Source organism: Acidovorax sp. SUPP2825 (genome assembly GCF_030158995.1).
Taxonomy (GTDB): Bacteria; Pseudomonadota; Gammaproteobacteria; order Burkholderiales; family Burkholderiaceae_C; genus Paracidovorax.
In genome coordinates this window covers 196,741-218,360 of the sequence record NZ_BQXK01000009.1, presented here as the reverse complement: position 1 = coordinate 218,360, position 21,620 = coordinate 196,741, and the positions used below count along the sequence as shown (strand labels likewise).

Annotated in this window: 14 protein-coding genes; 11 read left to right on the top strand and 3 right to left on the bottom strand. The window is 71.2% G+C overall.

Going from position 1 to position 21,620, the window contains the following annotated elements:
• Positions 1-24: 24 nt before the first annotated feature.
• Genes AVAK2825_RS13725 through AVAK2825_RS13715 form a run of 3 tightly spaced genes read left to right on the top strand, consistent with a single transcriptional unit; the run spans position 25 to position 3,948 of the window.
• Positions 25-960 (top strand): amino acid ABC transporter substrate-binding protein, encoded by a 936-nt coding sequence (locus AVAK2825_RS13725; protein ID WP_284399537.1) that lies wholly within the window; start codon positions 25-27, stop codon positions 958-960.
• Positions 957-2,210 (top strand): pyridoxal phosphate-dependent aminotransferase, encoded by a 1,254-nt coding sequence (locus tag AVAK2825_RS13720; RefSeq protein ID WP_284399535.1) that lies wholly within the window; start codon positions 957-959, stop codon positions 2,208-2,210. Before AVAK2825_RS13725 ends, AVAK2825_RS13720 begins: the two co-directional genes overlap by 4 nt.
• Positions 2,211-2,259: 49 nt before the next feature.
• Positions 2,260-3,948 carry a thiamine pyrophosphate-binding protein gene (locus AVAK2825_RS13715; RefSeq protein WP_284399532.1) on the top strand — a complete coding sequence of 563 codons (1,689 nt, stop codon included), beginning with the start codon at positions 2,260-2,262 and terminating at the stop codon, positions 3,946-3,948.
• Positions 3,949-3,996: 48 nt separating this feature from the next.
• On the opposite strand, the gene gshA is transcribed toward AVAK2825_RS13715, so the two are convergent.
• On the bottom strand, positions 3,997-5,520 hold the full coding sequence (gene gshA, locus AVAK2825_RS13710; protein WP_284399579.1) for a glutamate--cysteine ligase: 1,524 nt from the start codon (positions 5,518-5,520) through the stop codon (positions 3,997-3,999).
• Between the two features lie 273 nt (positions 5,521-5,793).
• On the opposite strand from gshA, the gene xopZ reads away from it, so the two are divergent.
• On the top strand, positions 5,794-10,011 hold the full coding sequence (xopZ, locus tag AVAK2825_RS13705; protein ID WP_284399529.1) for a XopZ family type III secretion system effector: 4,218 nt from the start codon (positions 5,794-5,796) through the stop codon (positions 10,009-10,011).
• A gap of 48 nt (positions 10,012-10,059) precedes the next feature.
• On the opposite strand, the gene AVAK2825_RS13700 is transcribed toward xopZ, so the two are convergent.
• Positions 10,060-12,303 carry an FUSC family protein gene (locus tag AVAK2825_RS13700; protein ID WP_284399526.1) on the bottom strand — a complete coding sequence of 748 codons (2,244 nt, stop codon included), beginning with the start codon at positions 12,301-12,303 and terminating at the stop codon, positions 10,060-10,062.
• A gap of 106 nt (positions 12,304-12,409) precedes the next feature.
• Between AVAK2825_RS13700 and AVAK2825_RS13695 the strand changes: the two genes are divergently transcribed.
• Positions 12,410-14,368 (top strand): esterase/lipase family protein, encoded by a 1,959-nt coding sequence (locus AVAK2825_RS13695; protein WP_284399523.1) that lies wholly within the window; start codon positions 12,410-12,412, stop codon positions 14,366-14,368.
• Positions 14,369-14,402: 34 nt separating this feature from the next.
• Here the strand turns inward: AVAK2825_RS13695 and AVAK2825_RS13690 are convergent, their stop codons facing one another.
• Positions 14,403-15,305 carry an SDR family NAD(P)-dependent oxidoreductase gene (locus AVAK2825_RS13690; RefSeq protein WP_284399521.1) on the bottom strand — a complete coding sequence of 301 codons (903 nt, stop codon included), beginning with the start codon at positions 15,303-15,305 and terminating at the stop codon, positions 14,403-14,405.
• Positions 15,306-15,419: 114 nt separating this feature from the next.
• On the opposite strand from AVAK2825_RS13690, the gene AVAK2825_RS13685 reads away from it, so the two are divergent.
• From AVAK2825_RS13685 to AVAK2825_RS13660, 6 genes are all read left to right on the top strand, one after another.
• Positions 15,420-16,334: a LysR substrate-binding domain-containing protein gene (locus tag AVAK2825_RS13685; protein WP_284399577.1), complete on the top strand. Its 915-nt coding sequence runs from the start codon at positions 15,420-15,422 to the stop codon at positions 16,332-16,334.
• Positions 16,335-16,522: 188 nt separating this feature from the next.
• Positions 16,523-17,908, top strand: coding sequence for an SLC13 family permease (locus AVAK2825_RS13680; RefSeq protein ID WP_284399516.1), 1,386 nt, complete (start codon positions 16,523-16,525; stop codon positions 17,906-17,908).
• Between the two features lie 49 nt (positions 17,909-17,957).
• Entirely contained in the window at positions 17,958-19,649 is a 1,692-nt protein-coding gene (gene mdcA / locus AVAK2825_RS13675) for a malonate decarboxylase subunit alpha (RefSeq protein WP_284399513.1), read from the top strand.
• Between the two features lie 10 nt (positions 19,650-19,659).
• Positions 19,660-19,992 (top strand): malonate decarboxylase acyl carrier protein, encoded by a 333-nt coding sequence (gene mdcC / locus AVAK2825_RS13670; protein ID WP_272564053.1) that lies wholly within the window; start codon positions 19,660-19,662, stop codon positions 19,990-19,992.
• A complete protein-coding gene (locus AVAK2825_RS13665; protein ID WP_284399508.1) occupies positions 19,989-20,876 on the top strand; it encodes a biotin-independent malonate decarboxylase subunit beta in 888 nt (295 codons plus the stop codon). Before mdcC ends, AVAK2825_RS13665 begins: the two co-directional genes overlap by 4 nt.
• A 30-nt stretch (positions 20,877-20,906) precedes the next feature.
• On the top strand, positions 20,907-21,608 hold the full coding sequence (locus tag AVAK2825_RS13660) for a biotin-independent malonate decarboxylase subunit gamma (RefSeq protein ID WP_284399504.1): 702 nt from the start codon (positions 20,907-20,909) through the stop codon (positions 21,606-21,608).
• The last annotated feature ends 12 nt before the right edge of the window (positions 21,609-21,620 follow it).

Here is a 21,620-nt window from a genome sequence, read left to right as displayed (position 1 = left end):
CATTCACACAGGAGACAAGCACCCATGGCATTCCCCCTCAAAGCCCTGGCTGGCGCGGCCACGGCCGCAGCGGCCTTTTTCTGGTGCGGCGCAGCCGCCGCGCAGGCGTCCGCACCGCCCGCCAACCCATCGGCGCAGCAGCCCACGCTGGAGAAGATCAAGGCCGCCGGCAAGGTGGTGCTGGGGGTGCGCGAGGCCTCGCCGCCCATGGCCTACGCCCTGGGCGCGAACGAGAAGTTCGTGGGCTACCACGTGGAGCTGTGCGAGCGCGTGATGAAGGAGATCGCGCCGCAGGCCCGGCTCGAATACATGGCGGTGACCGCGCAGAACACGCTGGCGCTGGTCCAGAACGGCACCATCGACATCGGCTGCGGGCCCACCACCAACAACACGGCGCGCCAGCAGCAGGTGGCCTTTGCCGTGACCACCTACGTGAGCGAGGTGCGCATGGCGGTGCGCGCGGATTCGGATTTGAACTCGGTCAGCCAACTGGGCGGGCGCACCGTGGCAGCGTCGGCCGGCACCACCGCCGTGCAGATGCTGCGCAAGCAGGAGCGCGCGCTGGGCGCCCCCATCAAGACGCTGCTGGGCAAGGACCACCAGGAGAGCTTTTTGCTGATGGAGTCGGGCCGCGCCGATGCCTTCGTGCTGGACGACAACCTGCTGGCGGGCGCCATCGCCACCTCCAAGGACCCGGCGGCCTACCGCATCGCGGGTGAGCCGATGGGATCGGAGCCGATCGCGCTGCTGTTCCGCAAGGACGACCCTGCGTTCAAGGCCGGGGTGGACGGCGTGCTGGTGCGGCTGATGCAGACGGGCGAGCTGGAAAAGATCTACGCCAAGTGGTTCACCAGCCCCATCCCGCCACGCAACCTGAGCCTGAACCTGCCCATGAGCGGAACGCTGCGGCAACTGATCGCGGCGCCCAACGACAAGCCGCTGGAGGCCTACCTCAAATGACCGCCACCCTGCCCACCGCCCTTGCCAATGGCGCAACCCCGCCCGGCGCGTTCACGCCCGCGCGGCGCATCGCGGCGCTGGGCGTGTCGCCCATCCTGCGCATCACGGACCACGCCAACGCGCTCAAGCGCTCGGGCCGGCCGGTGATCGTGCTGGGTGCGGGCGAGCCCGACTTCGACACGCCCGACCACATCCTGGAGGCGGCGCGCCGGGCGCTGGCGCGCGGCGAGACCCGCTACACGGTGCTGGACGGCAGCCCGGCGATGAAGGAAGCCGTGCGCGAGAAGTTCCGGCGGGACAACGGCCTGGACTTCGCCCTGGACGAGATCACCGTGGGCACGGGGGCCAAGCAGGTGCTCTACAACGCGTTCATGGCCACGCTGGACCCGGGCGACGAAGTGATCCTGCCCGCGCCCTACTGGTCGTCGTATGCCGACGTGGTGACGATCGCGGGCGGCGTGCCGGTCACCGTGCCGTGCACCGAGGCGGACGGTTTTCGGCTGACGCCGGCCGCGCTGGAGGCGGCCATCACGCCGCGCACGCGCTGGTTGCTGCTCAACTCGCCCTCCAACCCCACCGGGGCCGCCTACAGCGCCGCGCAGTTGCGCCCGCTGCTGGACGTGCTGCTGCGCCACCCGCAGGTGTGGCTGCTGTCGGACGACATCTACGAGCACATCCTGTACGACGGCGCGGCCTTCGCCACGCCGGCCGCGCTGGAGCCGCGCCTGAAAAACCGCTGCCTCACGGTGAACGGCGTGTCCAAGGCCTATGCGATGACGGGTTGGCGCATCGGCTTCGCCGGCGGCCCGCGCGAGTTGATCGCCGCCATGGCGGTGGTGCAGAGCCAGTGCACCTCGTGCCCTTCGTCCATCAGCCAGGCGGCGGCCATCGAGGCGCTGACCGGGCCGCAGGCCATCGTGGCCGAGCGCTGCGCGGACTTCCAGGCCCGGCGCGACTTCGTGGTGCAGGCGCTGAACCAGGCGCCCGGCCTGCGCTGCCGCACGCCCGAGGGCGCGTTCTACACCTATGCCAGCTGCGCCGGCTCGCTGGGCCGCACCACGCCGGGCGGCGCGCTGCTCAAGACCGACGTGGACTTTTGCCAGTACCTGCTGGCCGAGTACGAGGTGGCCGTGGTGCCGGGCACGTATTTCGGGCTGGCGCCGTACTTTCGCATCTCGTACGCTACCTCGATGGCCCAGCTGCAGACGGCCTGCCAGCGCATCCAGGACGCCTGCGCGGCGCTGCGGTGAGCCGGCTTGCCGTGTTTCCATTCCTTCAACGCCCTTGATCGACGCCTTCATGACTTCCACCGTTTCCCCCCGCACCGGCGGCCAGGTCCTCGTGGACCAGCTCATCCTGCACGGCGTGCAACAGCTTTTCTGCGTGCCCGGCGAAAGCTACCTGGCCGTTCTGGATGCCCTGCACGACGCGCAGATCGCCGTCACCGTGTGCCGCCAGGAGGGCGGCGCGGCCATGATGGCCGAGGCGCAGGGCAAGCTCACCGGGCAGCCCGGCATCTGCTTCGTGACGCGCGGCCCGGGGGTGACCAATGCCTCGGCGGGCATCCACATCGCGCACCAGGATTCGACGCCGCTCATCGTGTTCGTGGGCCAGGTGGCGCGCGGCGCGCTGGGGCGCGAGGCGTTCCAGGAGCTGGACTACGGCGCCGTGTTCGGCACCATGGCCAAGTGGGTGGTGCAGATCGACGACGCGCGCCGCGTGCCCGAACTGGTGTCGCGCGCCTTCCACGTCGCCACGTCGGGCCGCCCGGGCCCGGTGGTGGTGGCGCTGCCCGAGGACATGCTGACCGATGCGGTGCAGGTGGCCGACGCCCTGCCCTACACGGTGCCGGAAACCCACCCCGGCGCCGCCGCGCTGCAGGAACTGGCCGAGCGCCTGGCCGCCGCCGAGCGCCCCGTCGCCATCCTGGGCGGCAGCCGCTGGTCAGAGCAGGCGGTGCGCGACTTCGTCGCGTTCGCGCAGGCCTGGTCGCTGCCGGTGTACTGCTCGTTTCGCCGGCAGATGCTGTTCCCGGCCGACCATGACAGCTACGGCGGCGACCTGGGCCTGGGGGTGAACCCCAAGCTGCTGGCGCGCATCCGCGCGAGCGACCTGGTGCTGGTGGTGGGTGGGCGCCTGTCGGAGATTCCGTCGCAGGGTTACGAGCTGTTCGACATTCCCGTGCCGTCGCAGCCCCTGGTGCATGTGCATGCCGATGCCAACGAACTGGGCCGCCTGTACCGGGCGACGCAGTCCATCCACGCCACGCCGCAGGCCTTTGCCAACGCACTCGCCGCGCTGCAGCCGCCCGACGCGGTGCACTGGGCGGCGCACACGCAGGCCGCCCGCGCCGAGTACCTGGCCTGGAGCGATCCGGACCCGATCCGCATCCCGGGCCCGCTGCAGATGGGCGAGGTCATGCGGCACCTGCGCGAGGTGCTGCCGGCCGATGCGATCTTCTGCAACGGCGCGGGCAACTTCGCCACCTGGGTGCACCGCTTCTGGCCGTTCACCGCCTATGCCAGCCAGCTGGCGCCCACCAGCGGATCGATGGGCTACGGCCTGCCGGCCGGCGTGGGGGCCAAGCGGCTGTGGCCGCAGCGCGAGGTCGTGGTGTTCGCGGGCGACGGCGACTTTCTGATGCACGGGCAGGAGTTCGCCACCGCCGTGCAGTACGGCCTGCCCATCATCGTGGTGCTGCTGGACAACGCCATGTACGGCACCATCCGCATGCACCAGGAGCGCGAATACCCCGGCCGCGTGAGCGCCACCCAGTTGAAGAACCCGGATTTCAAGGCCTATGCCGCGGCCTTCGGCGGGCATGGCGAGCGGGTGGAGACGACGGCGGAGTTCGCCCCGGCGCTGGCACGCGCCCGGGCCAGCGGCCTGCCCTGCGTGCTGCACTGCCTGCTGGACCCGGAGGCCATCACGCCCACGGGCACGCTGCAGGGCATCCGCAGTGCGGCGCAGGCCCGCAAGCCGGGCTGAGCGCGCGGCGCGGGCAGCCGTCCCGGGGATGCCCGGGCAGTACAGGCCTCAGCCGTGGACGGGCACCGCCATGTACTGCTCGCGCCAGGCTTCGAACGGCAGGGTGTCGGCCGCTTCGATGGCCTTTTGCTCGGCCACCGATTGCGCGGCGGCGGCCTCGAACCGGGCCTGCTGCGCCTCGGTCCAGGGCATGGCCAGCAGCGTGTCGCGCGCCCATTGCGATCGCTCCAGCGCGAAGGCGCTGAAACTCTTGCCGTGCGCCTCGGCCATGCGGTCGAGCACGCGGGCCGACGGCGTGGCCTGCGGCTGCTGCATGAGGCGCCGGGCATCGGCCAGCGCGCTGCCGTAGTCGCCGGTGCCGTGCGCGGCGTCCAGCGCCGCGGCCAGCGGCTCGCACTCGGCCAGCACCTGCGTGCCCCATTCGGCCAGCGGAATCTCGCGCCCGCCGCGCTGCAGCAACAGGCCCGGCTCGCGGCCGCGCTCGGCGGTCAGGTGCTGGTTGCGCTGCAGCTCGGCGATCTCCTGCGGCGTGTCGGGCGGGCTGTCGGACAGCAGGCAGTGCAGCAGGAACACGTCCAGCAGGCGCATGGTCTGCGTCTCGATGCCCAGCGGCGCGAACGGGTCCAGGTCCATCAGCCGCACCTCGACGTATTCCACGCCCCGGTCGCGCAGCGCGTTCAGGGGCCGCTCGCCCGAGCGCACGGTGCGCTTGGGGCGGATGGTGCCGTAGAACTCGTTCTCGATCTGCAGCAGGCTGGTGCCCAGCTGGTTGTATTCGCCCCCGGGGTTGCGCACGCCCAGCGCCTCGTAGGCGGGGTATGGCCGGCTCAGGGCTTCGCGCAGCGAGGCGGCGTAGCCGTCCAGGCCGTTGTAGCTCACCGCCAGCGTGGCCTGCGCATCGCTCTGGTAGCCCAGGCGGCCCATGCGCAGCGAGGTGGCGTGCGGCAGGTAGAGCGCCTCGCCGCCCAGACGCTGCAGGCCGTGCTCGCGCCCCTGCACGAAGCACGGGCACAGCGCGGGCGAGGCGCCGAACAGGTACAGCAGCACGAAGGCATGGCGGCGGAAGTTGCGGATCAGCGCGAAGTATTCGTCGCTGGTCACATCGGGCAGCGACCAGTTGTAGTGAATGCCCGAGATGGTCTGCATGCGCCGGCCGTAGCGGTGGCCCAGCCCCATGCGGTACACGCTCTTGGCGCGCCCCACGTTGGACGAGCCGTAGCGTGCCAGGGGAATGGTCTCGTCGGTGGGCAGGCCGCAGGGCATGCTGGACAGCCACAGCATCTCGCCGCCCGAAGCCTGCAGGCTGCGGTAGACGAACTGGTGGATCTCGGTGAGTTCGTCCAGGCATTCCTGCACACCCAGGCGCGCGCCCGTGATCAGCTCGATCTGCGACTCGCTGTAGTCGGTGGTGATGTGGGGATGGGTCAGCGCCGAGCCGAGCGCCGCCGGGTGCGGCGTGAGCGCCAGCCCTCCCGTGGGCAGCACCCGCAGTCCCTCTTTTTCGATGCCACGGCGCATGCCAGCCAGTCGGCTGGCGGGCTGCGCGTGGATTTTCCGCTGCAGATGGCTCATCATCATTTGGTCGTTTCTTTATAACCTGATCGTCGGTTCGGCCCGGAACTTAGCACGGCCGGCACACTCTCGCTGGCGCGCCAGATCAAGACCTTGGCTTCGCCCGGCTGCACCGCCCTTCGCAGGCCGACCCGCGGCCCCGGGTGCCGCATTGCACCATCGCGCGTGTCGTGGCCAGCCAACGCAGGGCGTGCAACGCGCCCGGTCCAGCCACTGTTCCCGGGCAACCCTCGCCCGCGGAACGCACACGACGCCCATGAACGACTGGACACCATGCCCAAATTCTCAGTGCGTCCCACCACCTCGTCCGCAGGCGTGCCCGGCAACTCGACATCGAGTGCCCACGCCGGTGCGCCGGCCAGCCACAAACAGGCCCACCACAAGCTGCACCAGCTCGACCCGCGGGCCGCGCAGAACGAACTGCTTTCGCCCATGTACGACGCGGGCCGGGCCGCGCGCAAATACCTCGCGCAGCCGCTGCCCGCCGCCGATGCCGCGGCCATGCCCCCGCGCAAGCCCCGATCGGTGCTGGGCCAGTTGGCGAACAAGGTGGGCAGTTGCTTCGGCATGGCGCGGGGCAACCCGAAGCCCATCGAGGAAATGCTCCGTTACCAGAACACCCCGCAGGACCCCTCGCGCATCCCGCCGCGCAGCCGCGGCCAGTGGGAGAGCGTGGCGCCGGTGCTGGCCGGCCAGATGAAGGCCGGCGAAACCGTGCGGCTGGCCCAGATCGCCGTGGACAAGGCCATCGCGATGGAACGGCTGGTGCAGCACCACGAAGCGCACCAGGCCACCGAGGCCGGCTTGCGCGGCCAGCGGGCCGCGCACATGGCCGACCAGGCGCACCAGCTCACCAGCGAAAAGAAATCCCTGGCCATCTGGCAGGCCGCGCTGCATGCGCAGCAAGCCGCCGCGCAAAAGGAACTGCAGGCCACGCAGCAGCGGCTGGACCAGGCGCTCGAGCGCTTGCGCGCAGACAGCGAAGAAGCGGGCGGCAGCCGCCGTGGCGAGCTGGACGGGCTGGCCGAGCACATCGAGGCACTGCAGGCACTGAAAAGCCGGCAAGCCGACAAGCACGCCGAATTGGTGCTGCGCAGTCAGGACAAGGACGCCGCGCTGGAACACACCCAGCGACTGGCCCAGACCGCCGCGCGAGAAATGTTCGAGTTCGAAGCCGGCGCCGCCGACCTGAAGTCGCTGCAGCCGGCCCTGGCCCAGCGCCGCAAGGAGGCCGAGGTGCAGCTGGAGCACGCCCAGCGCCGCGACCGGATTGCGACCGAAGCCCTGCAAAAGACCTATGGCGAGGTCATCGACCTGCAGCTGCGGCGCCTGCCCGGCTTCGAGGTGTACCGAAGCTCGCCCGAGATCGAGGCCCTGCGCGAGGCGCTCCGCGACTGGGTGAAGACCATCGACCCCGCCCGCCACGGCGCCGAAGCCATCGAGCCCGCGGCCGCACTGACGATGGCGATCAAGGCCCTGGCCGACATCAGCGAGGGCAATGCAGAGGTGGCGCTGAAAACGCTGCAGGCCCTGCGCACCCACACCTGGGGCACGCTGCTGCCCGACCCGGCCGCAGGCCCGCACGCAACGCCCGCGCTGGACGATGCCACCCAGCGCACGGTGGACCTTCTGGCCCGCATGCCGCGCGGCACCCAGGCGCTGGGCCACCTGCTGGCACCGGCGGCCGAAGGCACGCCCGACCATACCCGCCGCCACACGGCGCGCCTGGCCCTGCAGACCGAAACCGCGATGCGGACCGCGCCCACACCGCAGCTGCGCGAATGGCTGGCCGCCGCCTCCCATGCCGCCCGCACGGCCCTGCACGCCGCCGACCCGGCCCAAGCCCTGGCCGCCTGCACGGACGACGAGCGCGCGGCCTACCACGCCATCCGCAACGGCTACCGCAGCAACGCCGAGGGCTCCCCCTACGACCGCGCCAACCAGCACCTGCAGAAAATCGCGGACTGGCTGCACGACATCAACCACACCGAGGCCGGTGCGGCCAGCCCCGCCGCCCCCAAGAGCCGGCGGGGCCAGAAGATCAACCCGCTGCGCTCGCTGCCGCAGGCCCTGCAGGTGGGATCGGCCACCGCCTTGCCCACCCCGAACCGCCGGGCGGAAGACGAACTGGAGAAAGCGGCAGACCACCTCACCCAGTACCTCAGGGCCGCGCGAGCGCAACGGCCTGCGACCGAGGTGCCCTCCGAATCCGAACTGGCCTGGCAGGCCATCGCCGAAAAGATACGCTGGGCGCCCGAGGGCACCGAGCGCGCCTCCATGGTGCTGGACACCGCCCTGCTCGACGGCATCCGCGCGCAATGCGATGCCGCACGGCGCGATGCGGCGCGAAAAACCGCCCGCCGTGGCGGCGAGATCACCACCGCCACGGAATCCCCCGCGATGCGCTCCGCGTGGGAGCAACTGCGCGCCCAGCCGCACACCGGCGTGCAAGCCCTCGCCCTGCTGCAGCACGCATTGCTGAGCGAGCCGCTGCAAGAAGCAAAAAACGGGTCCGCCCCGCCACCGGTCAGCGCCGATGGGGAACACGTGCAGGCACAGGGCAATGCCTTCCACGTGGCGCTGTACAAAGCCCTCAACCTGCTGCACGACGGGGACCCGGCCAACGCCACCAACAGCCGGGCGCTGTTCAATCTGCTGCGCGATGTGGCCCAGCACCTCGAATGGCGCGACCGGATGAAGCTGCTGGGCCAGAAGACCTACGGCGTCAACCTCGGTCCGCTGTCGGCGGCCGCGGCGATCACGAGCGCCGTGGGCCTGGGCGTCAAGCTCATCGGCGGGGTGCAGCACAACGAGGACCGCATCCTGGAGCTGTACCGCGGCCGCACCGGCATGTACCTGCAGATCACGTCCCAGTCCACCAACCAGGTACAGGCCGGTGCCGGGGTGAACACCGGCTACTCGGTTGCGATGGACACCGACCAGGCCAGCTTCGGCGTGACCGGCGGGGCCGACTGGCGCTGGCGCGGCGAGCGGGGTGTGGAGAACGGCGTGCAGATGCGCATGCCCCGGCTGACCAAGAACCGCGAGCCCCAGCTGGACGCGCAGTTCATCGACGCGCTGGAGCATTTGTTCGACATGGCGGCCCCCACCGGGGATGGCCAGCCAGCCCGCCGGGACTGGATGCGGGAGCTGCTGGCCCACCACCCCGAGCTGAGCATGGGGATCATCGACGACGCGCAGCGCAGCAGCATGGGCACCGAGACCAACGTGTCGCTCAGCGCAGGCGTGCGGGTGGGCGAGGTGGCGGGCAAGGGGCGGCGGGCCGGCGTGTCAGCGGGCGTGGGCGTCAAATCCCAGCAGGACAACGGCCAGACCCGCACCACGGTGGCCGGCTACATGACCACCATCTACCGCGATGCCACGGCCCAGATGAAGGTGGAGGTGTCGGGGCGCGCCACGCTGGGGGTGCAGTTCGCGGAATCCGTGCAGGACGATCCGAAGAACGGTCCGCGCCAGAAGGCCAGCGGCAGCCTGGGGCTGCTGGATGCCAGCTACGGCCGGGAACTGGTCTCCAAGGCCGTGACCCACTTTTGCACGCTGTTCGTGTTCGACGACGAGATCGACCCGATGCGCAGCGACCGCGCCACCGATGTCTCGGAGTTCGACGTGTTCCAGCAGCTCGTGCGCGACGAGTGGGACAGCTGGTCGGCCTACGGGGTGGGCAAGCTGGGCGCTGCGGTGGACGACGACTTGAAGCATGTCGCGTCCGAACTGCAGCTCGAACATTTCATGGAGCAGACCCAGGCGTTCGCACAGGGCAACGGCCTGGCGGCCATGTTCGCCGACAAGGCGATGAAGGCGCCCGCCGCCCCCGCGCTGGACATGTTCCGCGCACTCGCCCGCATGGATGGCGAAGCCGCCAAGGCGAAGTTCGAGGCGGCCTGCACGGAATACGAAAGCGCGGCCACGGAATTCGAGGCGGCCGGCATGGACCTGCGCTCCACCCGCGCGCACCTCAAGCAGGCCCGCAAGGCGCTGGAGGCGGACCAGACGGCCGCCGCCGCGGAGCACCTGGAACAGGCCGCAGCGCGCATGCAGCGCAAGGCGATGGGCAAGACCGGCCGGTCGCCGGTGATGGCGCGCCGGCGGGACGAAGGGGTGGCGCACATGAAGCAGGCCGCGTTATGCCGGGAGCAGGGAGCCACGCGCCTGCGGGAAGCCCAGGGGCATGCGCAGGGCTTCGACGACCTGGTGGTGAAGGACGAACTGTGGGAGCCCACGCTGCTGCTGCTGCGCGAAAAGGCCAAGATCCTGCGCGAGCGCGGCCTGGACTTCTTCCTGAAGCGCCAGAACAACCGGGGCGCCGAAGCCATGCGCACGGTAGCGCAGTGGATCTTGTACGAGCCCGTGCTGCGCGCGGACCCCGGCCACGAGGTGGAGCCGGCCGGGCAATGGAAGGCCACGGCAGCCGCGCCTGCGCAAGCGCGCCTGCCCACCGTGCCCGAAGGCGAAGAGGAAGGCGAGATCTAGGCCCACCGGGACTGAGCGCGTTCCCGGGGGCCGCGCCCTCAGCCGCCCTCAGGCGCTGCGTTCGGCCACGGGTTGCGCGTCCGGCGCCTTCGTGTTCATGCTTTGCAGCACCTGGTCCGCATCGCTGCGCAGTTCCTCGGCCAGCCCCACCGCCAGGCCCAGGCGGCGCAGCAGCCACGGGCCGAGCTGGGCATCGAACGGGTCGGGCAGCGGCTCGGGGCCGGGCGAGATGCGCGGGGGCATGGCGGCATCCGCCGCAGTACGCGGTGCGGACAGGGCGTTGCCGATGGCCTCGGCCGTGGTGGCCAGCGGCGCCTGCAACCGCTCGGGCTCCAGGTGGCCGCGGCGCAGCAGCAACATGGTCTTCACGGCCGTGAGCTGGGCGAGCAACTGGTAGCAATGCACCTGCAGCCGTTCCAGGGGTTCGAGCGGCGGGCGCACGGCGCGCGGCTCCGACAGCGACCGCTGCGTGGCCTGCACCAGGGCCGAGAGACTGTCGTAGGCCTCGCGCCGCGCCAATCGCCAGGCCAGCTCGGGCGCGTTGTCCACCGCCTGCAGTTGTCCCAGGGCCAGCGCCTCGCGCGCATGCAGCGCCTGCGCGGCCAAGGTGCGCGACACGAGGGCGGGGATCTGCGTGCGCTCCCACGAGGGCAGCACATAGGAAAACGCCCAGGCCACGCCGGTGCCGATGAGGGTATCGGCCAGCCGCTCGAACAGCGCGAAGGCCGTGCTGCTGCCCGCATGCAGCATGTGCGACTGCACCAGTCCGAGCACCGTGGCCGCCACCGCGGTGATGAGGTAGCGCCGCACGGCAAAGCCATGGGCCACGGCCTGCGCCAGCGTGAGCGCGACGATCAGCCCCAGTGCCGTGGGGTGCATGGACAGCAGCGCGAGCGCCAGCACGCAGCCCAGCAGCGTGCCGGCCACGCGGCTGTTGCGCCGCTCCAGGGTTTGCGCCAGGCTGCCGCGCAGCACCACCACGATGGTCAGCAGGATCCAGTAGGCGTGCGTGCCCCAGGGCAGCGCCTGCGCCACCGCATAGCCCACGCCCATGGCCAGTGCCGCGCGGATGGCGTGGCGCAGCGGCGGCGCATCCCAGCGCCACAGGCCGTTGAATGGATGCCACGACCACGCGGTGGGGCTCACGAACATCTGCCAGTTCGCGCGCACCACGGCCAGGTTGGGCTCGGCCTCACCGCGGGCCAGGGCGATCATGCGCAGCGCCTCGTCGTTGATGTGGCCGATGCGGTCCGCCAGCCCGCGCGCCAGCAGGCGGGGCGACGGGTTGGCGCCCTCGGGCACGGACTGGGGCTGGGGTGCTTCCTCCCAGCGAAGGGCCGCCAGGTGGGGCCGGTGGTCGGCGAAGGCGGTGGGCCTGCGGCCGATGAGCATGGCGTCGGCCAGGCGCTCCATCTCGTCGGCCACGTGGTGCAGCACGTCGCGCAGCCCGACCACCACGGGCGCATGGCCGGGGTGGGCCTTGAGCGTGTCCAGGTCCAGTTCGCAGGCCAGCAGGTGGTCGCGCATTTCCAGCACCAGCAGCAGCATGCCGGCCAGCCGCTGGCGCCGCGGCGTGCGGGGCGACTCCAGCACGATGTTGCGCGCGGCCTGCAACTGCTCGGCCAGGGCCGCCTGCCGGTGCAGCAAGGCCCCCGCCAAAGCGGGCGCGGGCGGTCCCTGCAGATCGACGGGCGTGAATTGCCGTGCCTGCACGCGCATCAGCGCGGCGAGCGCCAGCAGCGCATCCGCCACCGACTGCACGCGGTAGCGCGCATTGAGCGCATGGTTGGCCACCACCGAATACACCACGTACAAAGCCGCCCCGAGCGCGAAATGGCCGGTGGTGGCCAGCGCCGCCGTCAGCGGGTCCACGCCCGGCGTGGGCGGCACGGCCATGGAGAACACCATGGAGAACATCACGGCCACCGCGATCGGCACGCCACGCTTGCCCCAGGCCATGGCCAGGAACGCGACGAAGCTGGCCGGCACGATCAGCAGTCCCAGGGCCAGCTCCGAAGGGTGGAGCATCTGCACCCCGAAAAAGAGCGGCACGCCCAGCAGCGGCGCCGGCAGCATCTGCCAGAACTTGCCCCGGGCCGGGCCGGGCAGGTCGGGCGGCGCGGTGACGATGACCCCGACCGACGCCGAGGCGGCCGCCGCCGCGCCCAGCCAACCGTGCACCCCGGCCGAGATGAGCAGCAGGCCGAAGGCCACCGACAGGCCGTTGAAGACATAGTGGCTCAGCGCCACGCGCAAGGCGGCCCGCAGGCGGTGTTCCGGAGAGATCCTCATAAGCCGGCGAGCGTACCGCAGCGCTGCGCACCGCGGCGTCAGGCAGCGCCCCATTCGCAGGGCTGCCGGGTAACATCGGCCACCCCGTCGCCGCCCGGCCCGCCCCATGTCGCCACCCACCCAGTCGCCATTCCACCGCACCTGGTCCCCTGCCCCGCGCCGCATACCCTGGTCGGTGTTGCGGGGACTCGCCGCGCTGTGCGCAGCGGCCGTGCTGTGCGGCTGCGCGGGGGTGACGGTGTCGTCGATGTCCCCGCGCGAATACCTCTCGCAGCGGCGCGGCGACGTGCTCACCAGCGGCCGAGTGAGCGAAGCCACCGAAGAGGTACTGCGCGTGATCGGCAGCGATGCCGACACCTGCGCGGACGACCTGGCCGACTGCCGCAACCAGCTGGCCGCCTCGAACGGCATCAGCGAGGAGCAGCGCCTGTCGGCGCTGGCAGAAGTCTGGCTGCAGGTCGGCCTCGAAGGCGAACGCGACCGCAGCGCGCCGCTGCCGCAGGACGAGGCGCTCGATGCCTGGATGGAGTCGGCCCGCTACGCCTGGGCCTATCTGTTCTTCACGCAGCGCTCCCCCGGCGAGCGCGCGTTCGAAGACCGGCAGACGCAGGTGCGCGACTACTACAACTTCGCCACGCAGCGCGTGGTGTCCCTGCTGTTCCAGCGCTACCGCGCCGAAGGGCGCCGGTCGGACGAGGCGCGCACCCTCGGCGCCTGGCGGATTTCCAGCGACGCCTCGGACATCCGCCTGCCCAGCGACGCCCCGCTGCCCGAGGAACTGATCCCGGCCACCACGCTGCGGTTTTCCGGCGTTCGCAACACCTACCGGCGAGACGGCTTCGGCACGGAACTGGTGGCGGCGTCGGTGCCCGAGCCGGGCGAGCAAGCGCCCGCACCCTTCAAGGAAATGCCCTACCCCGCGGCCACCGCGCTGTTGCGGTTTCCCGGCAAGACGCTGGGCGAAGTGCTGCGCACGCAGGAGGTGCAGGTGGCGATCTACGACCCCTACCATACCGCCCGGGTGGAACTGGGCGGGCAGCAGGTGCCGCTGGCGGGCAACTTCACCGCGGGGTACGGCCTGTGGCTGGCGCGCTCGGGCTTTGCCACGCAGGCCATGCGCACGCTGCTGGGCTGGAGCGACCGGCTGGACGCGCCGCGCATCCACCTCATGCAGCCCTATGACCCGAACCGCCGCACCATCGTCATGCTGCACGGGCTGGCCAGCAGCCCCGAGGCCTGGATCAACGTGGCCAACGAGGTCCTGGGCGATGCGCAGTTGCGGGACGCCTACCAGGTGTGGCAGGTGTACTACCCCACCAATGCACCGCTGGCTCTCAACCAGCACGACATCCGGGAGGCCCTGGTGCAGACGCTGGCGCACTTCGATCCCGCCGGCACGGCGCGCGCATCGCGCGACATCGTGCTGGTCGGCCACAGCATGGGGGGCGTTCTGGCGCGGCTGTTGGTGTCCGAATCCGGCGACACGCTGTGGGACGAGGTCATCGGCCGCCCCGTGCTGCCCCCGGAAGACCAGGCCCGGCTGCGCGAGGACCTCGGCCCCTTCCTGGTGTTCCACCCCATGCCCCAGGTGAGCCGGGCGGTCTTCATCGCCGCGCCCCACCGGGGCACGCCGTTCGCCAACAAGACCCTCTCGCGCTGGCTGGCCAACATGGTGACGCTGCCGCTGGCCGTGCTGGAGCGCTTCGGCGATGCGACCCGCACGCTGGCCAGGGCACAGGCCACGCAGCCCTCGTCCGGAGGCGTTCCGCCGCGCCTGCCCAACAGCATCGACAACCTGGCCGACACTGACCCGTTCGTGCGCGCCGCCGCCGACCTGCCGATCGGCCCGCGCGTGCGCTACCACTCCATCATGGGCCGCGAAGACCCGGGCACCCCGCTGGCGCATTCGAGCGATGGCATCGTTCCCTACGGCAGCGCCCACTTGGCGGGTGCCGAGTCGGAACTGGTGCTGACCTCGCACCACAGCGTGCAGGAGAACCCCCGGGCGATCCTGGAAATCCGCCGCATCCTGCGCGAGGCGCTCGCGGCCGAGCCGGTGCGCTGAAACGCCGGCGCGGCGCGACGCGGGCCCCGGACGCTCAGCGCTGCTGGGCCAGCCGCACCTCGTTCGTCCCTTGGGCCGCCCCGCTTTGCGGCACCTGTTCGCCGGTGCGGTCTGTCACCTCGGCCAGGCGCGCGGCGAGCTGCTCGGGCACATCGGACCCGATGCCCAGATGCACCCCCTGCGTGAGCGTGACGTGCGCCGCCTCGAAGGTGCCGGCGCCCGCGCACAGGATGGTGCGCGTGGGCGCGCTTTCGTGCGCCAGCACCAGCATGGCCGGCACCACAGCCTCGGGCTTGAGGGCGGCCAGCACCTCCTCGGGCATCAGGCCCTCGGTCATGCGGGTGGCGGCGGTGGGCGCGAGCGCGTTCACGTGGATGCCGTGCTTGGCCCCTTCGATGGCGAGCGTCTGCATCAGCCCGACCTGCGCCAGCTTGGCGGCGCCGTAGTTGGCCTGACCGAAGTTGCCGTACAGGCCGGTGGAAGAGGTCGTCATCACGATGCGGCCGTATTGCTGCGCCACCATGTGCGCCCACACGGCCTTGCAGCAGTGGGCCGCGCCCATCAGGTGCACATCCACCACGAGGCGGAAATCGTCCATGTCCATCTTGCCGAAGGACTTGTCGCGCAGGATGCCGGCGTTGTTGACCAGGATGTCCACGCGGCCCCAGGCATCGACGGCCTGCTGCACCATGCCCTGCACGGCCGCGAAGTCGGTCACCGAGGCGCCGTTGGCCAGCGCCTCGCCGCCGGCCGCGCGGATCTCGTCCACCACGGCCTGCGCCGCACCCACGGCCGCGCCGCTGCCGTCCACCGCGCCGCCCAGGTCGTTGACCAGCACCTTCGCGCCCCGCGCCGCCAGCGCCAGTGCATGCTGGCGGCCCAGGCCGCCGCCCGCGCCCGTCACGATGGCCACGCGGCCCTTGAAATCGATTGCCATGGGTTTCTCTCTCCTGTGGGCCCCGCGGGCCAGTGGATGGTTTTGCAAAAGCGGCCGCGCAATGTGCTGCAATCGGCCCAGCACGAATTCTGATCGAGCCCCCACCGCATGGCCATGCCCCACCGTCCCGATGACGACATCACCCTTCGCAAGCTGCACATCCTGCGGGTCTTCCTGGAGGCTGGCAACCTCGCGCGTGCGGCGGAGAGCCTGGACATCAGCGCGGTCAGCGTGCACCGCGCCCTGCACTCGCTGGAGGACGCGCTGCGCTGCCCCCTGTTCCGCCACGAAGGCCGGCACCTGCACCCCACCGAGGCCGCACACCACCTGGCGGAGGTCGCGCGCGAGCTGCTGGGCACGCTGGCCGAGGGCATCCGCTCCACGCGGGCGGTGGCCGGGTATTCGTCCGACCGCATCCGCATCGGATCCCTCTATTCGCTGACCAGCCGCACGGTGCCCACCCTCGTGATGGGCATGAAGCGGCGCCTGCCCGAACTGCAGACCGAACTGGTGCTGGGCTCGGACGCCGACCTGCGCCAAAAGCTGCGCAACGGCGCCATCGACGCCGCGCTGATGGGGTCGTCCGGCGATATGCCCGACCTCGAGTGCGAGCCCTTGTTCGAGGACGACATCCACTTCGCCGCGCCGGCCGACTCGCACTACCCGCCCGACGAGCCCATCGACCTGGCCGCCTGCGCCAGCGAGCGCTTCGTCAGCCTCACGGAAGGCTTCGTGACCTACCAGGGATTCATGGAGACGTTCCGGGTGGCCGGCTTCACCCCCGACGTGGTGATGCAGACCGAGGACATCTTCTCGCTGATGAACCTGGTGAGCGGCGGCGTGGGCTGCACGCTCCTGCCCGGGCGGGTGCGGGGCGTGCTGCCGCCCAACGTGCGGCTCATCACGCTGCAGCAGCGCTACCGCATGCGCCAGACCATCGCGCTGCACTTCCTGCGCACCCGCGAGCGCGACCCCAACCTGCTCGCCCTGCTGGCCGTCTGCCGCACCGCCAAGGCGGCGCTGTCCTGAGCCGCCTCAGCTGCCACCCTACGGGGTAACCCTGGATCGTTTCGATTAGCGTAAGTGTCGGCACGCCGCTGGCATTGATCCGCGCCGCCCGGCTGCGTATCGTCCCCTGCAAGAACAAAGCCCCGCATCCATGAGCACAGCCACCGGCCTGTGCCGCCGCGGGGCGCCACGGACAGGAGACAAATTCAATGACTTCCCACTGGATATCCATCTGCGCGCTCGCCAGCATGTTCGTCATCGCCACCGTGCTGCCCATCAACATGGGCGTCATCGCCTTCGTCGGGGCCTTCCTGGTCGGCACGCTCGTGGCCGGCATGAATGCCAAGGCCATCATGGCGGGCTTTCCGGCCGACCTGTTCCTGACCCTGGTGGGCATCACCTACCTGTTCGCGCTGGCGCAGAACAACGGCACGATCGACTGGCTGGTCAAGCTGGCGGTGCGCGCGGTGCGCGGGCGCATCGCGGCGATCCCGTGGATCATGTTCTTCATCGCCGCGGCGCTCACGGGCGTGGGGGCCGTCAGCCCGGCGGCGGTCGCGATCATCGCGCCCATCGCGCTGGGCTTCGCGGCCAAGTACGGGATCAACCCGCTGATGATGGGCCTGCTCGTCATCCACGGCGCGCAGGGCGGCGGCTTCTCGCCGATCAGCATCTACGGCGGCATCACCAACAAGATCGTGGCCACGGCCGGCCTGCCGCTGAACCCCATCGCCACCATGGCGGCCAGCCTCGCGGTGAACCTGGCCGTGGCCATGGCGCTGTTCGTGGCCATGGGCGGCCTGAAGCTGGCGCGCCAGCGCACCGGCGCCCGCAACACCCCGTTCGACCTGCCGCAGGTCGCCCACGGCCAGGGCGGCGCCCAGGTCTATGGCAACGCCGAGGGCGACTCCCTGGCCGAGGAACGCCGCACCGCCGCCCAGACGGACGACTCGCTCATGAACGCCGCCCCGTCCACGCCGCAAGCGGAGGGCGCGCGCTGGTACCAGGCGGTCACCGTCATCGGCCTGCTCACCCTCGCCGTGCTGACGCTGTTCTTCAAGCAGGACATCGGCTTCGTCTCCATCACCATCGGCCTGTTGCTCACGCTGATGGCGCCCAACCTGCAAAAGCGCGCGCTCGGCCAGGTGTCTTGGCCCGAGATCATGCTGATCGTGGGCGTCAGCACCTTCGTGGGTGTGATGGACAAGATGGGCACTATCGACTTCGTGGGCCACAGCGTGGCCGCGCTTACCTCGCCGCTGATGGCGGCGCTGCTGCTGTGCTTCGTCGGCGCGGTGATCTCGGCCTTCGCCTCGTCCACGGCGGTGCTCGGCTCGCTGATCCCGCTGGCCGTGCCGTTTCTGCAGGGCGGCGGCTCGGGCGATGCCGGCGTGGGCGCGGTGGGGTTCATCGCGGCCATGGCCGTGTCGTCCACCATCGTCGATGTGAGCCCCTTCTCCACCAACGGCGCGCTGGTGCTGGCCAATGCGCGCGGCGTGAACCGCGAGGTGTTCTTCCGCCAGCTCATGGTGTATGGCGCCGCTGTCACACTGATCGCACCCGTGGTGGTGTGGCTGCTGTTCGTGGTGCTCTGACCGGCCGCCAGCCCCCGCCCTTTCTTCTTCCAACCCACCCCTACCTCCCATGAACCCCAGAGACTGGAACACCCGCGCGGACCGCCGCGCCGCCCGGCTCGCGCGGGCCGACCGCGCGCTGGCTGCGCACGGCATGCCGCTGGCCGGCAAACGGGTCGATGCCGCCGCCATCGGCACGCTGCTCGAAGCCGTGCTGGAGCCCGGCGACCGCGTCTGCCTCGAAGGCAACAACCAGAAGCAGGCCGACTTTCTGGCCGATGCGCTGGTGCAGGTCGATCCGGCGCGCGTGCACCACCTGCACATGGTGCAGTCGGTGCTGGCGCTGCCGCAGCACCTGGACGTGTTCGAGAACGGCATCGCCTCGCGGCTCGATTTCAGCTTCTCGGGCCCGCAGAGTGCGCGCATTGCGCGGCTGGTGTCGGCCGGGCGCATCGAGATCGGCGCCATCCACACCTACCTGGAGCTGTTCGCGCGCTACTTCATCGACCTCACGCCGCAGGTCGCGCTGATCGCCGCGCAGGCGGCGGATGCCGAGGGCAACCTCTACACCGGGCCCAACACAGAGGACACGCCCGCCATCGTGGAGGCCACGGCCTTCTCGGGCGGCATCGTGATCGCGCAGGTCAACGAGATGGTGGACGGCCGCACCACTACGCTGCCGCGCGTGGACATCCCGGCCGGCTGGGTGAGCTTCGTCGTGCAGGCCCCGCACCCGCACTTCATCGAGCCGCTGTTCACACGCGACCCCGCGCAGATCAGCGAGATCCAGGTGCTCATGGCCATGATGGCGATCAAGGGCATCTACGGCGAGTACGGCGTGCAGCGCCTGAACCACGGCATCGGGTTCGACACCGCCGCGATCGAACTGCTGCTGCCCACCTACGGCGAGTCGCTGGGCCTCAAGGGCAAGATCGCCCGGCACTGGGCGCTCAACCCGCACCCGGCGCTGATCCCGGCCATCGAGGCCGGCTGGGTGGAGTCGGTGCACTCCTTCGGCTCCGAGCTGGGCATGGAGGACTACATCCGCGCGCGCTCGGACGTTTTCTTCACCGGCCCGGACGGCAGCCTGCGCAGCAACCGCGCCTTCTGCCAGGCCGCGGGCCACTATGCCTGCGACCTGTTCATCGGCTCCACCCTGCAGATCGACCTGGACGGCAACAGCTCCACCGCCACCCTGGGGCGCATCGCGGGCTTCGGCGGCGCGCCCAACATGGGGGCCGACGCGCGCGGACGGCGCCATGCCAGCCCCGCCTGGCTCAAGGCCGGCGCGCAGGCACGGGCGGGCCGCACCGGCGCGGCCGGCACGCCGCGCGGGCAAAAGCTCGTGGTGCAGATGGTGGAGACCTTCCGCGAGCACATGCAACCCGCGTTCGTGGAACGGCTCGACGCCTGGACGCTGCAGGAACAGGCCGGCATGGCGCTGCCGCCCATCATGATCTACGGCGATGACGTGACCCACATTCTCACCGAGGAAGGCATTGCCAACCTGCTGCTGTGCCGCAGCGACGAGGAGCGCGAGCAGGCCATCCGCGGCGTGGCGGGCTATACCGCGGTGGGCCTGGCCCGCGACCGGCGCGCGGTGGAAAACCTGCGCGACCGCGGGGTGATCCACCGCCCGCAGGACCTGGGCATCGACCCGCGCGATGCCACGCGCAACCTGCTGGCCGCGCGCAGCATGCGCGACCTGGTGCGCGCGTCGGGCGGGCTGTACCAGCCGCCCAAGAGATTCCGGAACTGGTAGGAGGCACCCCATGAGCGACATTCCCGCAGGGCTCGAAACCCTGGACTTTTCCTTCCCCGGCGGCCGCCCCACAGGCCCCTTCGCCCCCGTGCTGGTCGGCGTGGTCGGCTCCGGCAACCTCGAGGTGCTGCTGGAGCCCGACAGCGGCACCGGCTGCTCGGTGCGCGTGGAGACCTCCGCGCGCGGCTTCGGCCCGATCTGGCAGGCGGTGCTGGACGACTTCCATGCGCGCCACGCCTTGGCCGGCGTGCGCATCGCCATCAACGACATGGGCGCCACGCCCGCCGTGGTGGGGCTGCGGCTCGACCAGGCCGTGGCCGAACTACCGGGAGCGCGGCCATGAGTCTGAGCTACGCGGAATGCAGCGCGCGCGAGCGCCTGGCCCATTTGCTGGATGCCGGCAGCTTCCATGAATGGCTGCCGCCGGCCGAGCGCGTGACCAGCCCGCACCTGGCGCAACTGGGCGTGCCTTCGGCCTTCGACGACGGCGTGGCCGTCGGCCGCGCCACGCTGGGCGGGCAGCCCATCTTCGTGGCCGCGCAGGAGGGCGAATTCATGGGCGGCGGCGTGGGCGAGGTGCACGGCGCCAAGCTCGTGGGCCTGCTGCGGCGCGCGTTGCGCGACCGGCCCACGGCCGTGCTGCTGCTGGCCGAGTCGGGCGGCGTGCGGCTGCACGAGGCCAACGCCGGGCTGATCGCCGTCTCGGAGGTCATGCGCGCCGTGCTGGACGTGCGCGCCGCCGGCATCCCGGTGGTGGTGCTGATCGGCGGCGCCAACGGCTGCTTCGGCGGCATGGGCATCGTGGCGCGCTGCGCCGACCACGTGGTGATGAGCGACATGGGCCGCCTCGCCATGTCGGGCCCCGAGGTGATCGAGGCCTCGCACGGCGTGGAGGAGTACGACGCGCGCGACCGCGCCCTGGTGTGGCGCACCAGCGGCGGCAAGCACCGCTGGCTCACGGGCGACTGCGACGCGCTGGTGGAGGACGACGTGGCCGCCTTCCGGGCCGCCGCCATCGCCGCGCTCGGGGCCGCGCGGCCCGTCACGCCGGCCGCGCTGGAGGCCGAACACGCGCTGCTGGCCGCCCGCATGGCCGCGCTGGACCACCTGCCGGACGATGCCCCCGCCGACGACGCCACCGCGCTGTGGCAGGCCCTGGGCGTGGCCGATGCCGCCCGCGTGCCCGAGCTGGACGTGGCGGCGGTGCAGGGCCTGCGCCCGGCCTGAACCCGCAGCAACGAACGAGAAGGAACCGACATGCAATGGAACACCCTGGCCGAAAGGCTCTTCGGCGCGCAGCACGGCATCGTGGCCGATGGCGACCTGCTCTTGGGCACGCCCACCTTCGACGGCCAGCCCCTGGCCGTGATCGGCACCACAAACCATGCGCCCATCGGCGTGCGGCTGGCGCTGGCCCAGGCCCGCGCGGTGCTGGACACCGTGGCGCAGCACCCCGGCCGCGCCATCCTGCTGCTCATCGACACGCAGGGCCAGCAACTGCGCCGGCGCGACGAGCTGCTGGGCATCAACCGCGCCATGGCGCACCTGGGGATGGCCATCGACCTCGCGCGCCGGCACGGCCACCGCGTGGTCGGGCTGGTCTACGACCAGGCGCTCTCGGGCGGCTTCATCACCTCGGGCCTGATCGCCGACGCCTGCTACGCGCTGCCCGAGGCCGAGATCCGCGTGATGCGCATTCCCGCCATGGCGCGAGTGACCAAGCTGCCCGAGGCCCGGCTCACCGAGCTGTCGCAGTCCAACCCCGTGTTCGCCCCGGGCGTGGACAACTACGTGGCCATGGGCGGCGTGCGCGCGCTGTGGGAAGGCGACCTGGCCGCCGCGCTGCGCGAGGCCGTGGCCCACACGCCCACCGACGACGTGCGGGCCCGGGACGGCGCCGCGCGCGGCGGCCGCCAGCTCGCTGCCGCCGTGGCGCAGCGCGTGCTGGACGCGGCCTGAGCACGGGACGCC

What these genes read in the sequence shown, in the direction of transcription:
- AVAK2825_RS13660 (WP_284399504.1), top strand. Translation starts at nt 20,907, where the DNA reads ATGCAATGGAACACCCTGGCCGAAAGGCTCTTCGGCGCGCAGCACGGC.
- AVAK2825_RS13695 (WP_284399523.1), top strand. Translation starts at nt 12,410, where the DNA reads ATGTCGCCACCCACCCAGTCGCCATTCCACCGCACCTGGTCCCCTGCC.
- AVAK2825_RS13680 (WP_284399516.1), top strand. Translation starts at nt 16,523, where the DNA reads ATGACTTCCCACTGGATATCCATCTGCGCGCTCGCCAGCATGTTCGTC.
- AVAK2825_RS13725 (WP_284399537.1), top strand. Translation starts at nt 25, where the DNA reads ATGGCATTCCCCCTCAAAGCCCTGGCTGGCGCGGCCACGGCCGCAGCG.
- mdcC (WP_272564053.1), top strand. Translation starts at nt 19,660, where the DNA reads ATGAGCGACATTCCCGCAGGGCTCGAAACCCTGGACTTTTCCTTCCCC.
- mdcA (WP_284399513.1), top strand. Translation starts at nt 17,958, where the DNA reads ATGAACCCCAGAGACTGGAACACCCGCGCGGACCGCCGCGCCGCCCGG.
- AVAK2825_RS13715 (WP_284399532.1), top strand. Translation starts at nt 2,260, where the DNA reads ATGACTTCCACCGTTTCCCCCCGCACCGGCGGCCAGGTCCTCGTGGAC.
- xopZ (WP_284399529.1), top strand. Translation starts at nt 5,794, where the DNA reads ATGCCCAAATTCTCAGTGCGTCCCACCACCTCGTCCGCAGGCGTGCCC.
- AVAK2825_RS13720 (WP_284399535.1), top strand. Translation starts at nt 957, where the DNA reads ATGACCGCCACCCTGCCCACCGCCCTTGCCAATGGCGCAACCCCGCCC.
- AVAK2825_RS13700 (WP_284399526.1), bottom strand. Translation starts at nt 12,303, where the DNA reads ATGAGGATCTCTCCGGAACACCGCCTGCGGGCCGCCTTGCGCGTGGCG.
- gshA (WP_284399579.1), bottom strand. Translation starts at nt 5,520, where the DNA reads ATGAGCCATCTGCAGCGGAAAATCCACGCGCAGCCCGCCAGCCGACTG.
- AVAK2825_RS13690 (WP_284399521.1), bottom strand. Translation starts at nt 15,305, where the DNA reads ATGGCAATCGATTTCAAGGGCCGCGTGGCCATCGTGACGGGCGCGGGC.
- AVAK2825_RS13665 (WP_284399508.1), top strand. Translation starts at nt 19,989, where the DNA reads ATGAGTCTGAGCTACGCGGAATGCAGCGCGCGCGAGCGCCTGGCCCAT.
- AVAK2825_RS13685 (WP_284399577.1), top strand. Translation starts at nt 15,420, where the DNA reads ATGCCCCACCGTCCCGATGACGACATCACCCTTCGCAAGCTGCACATC.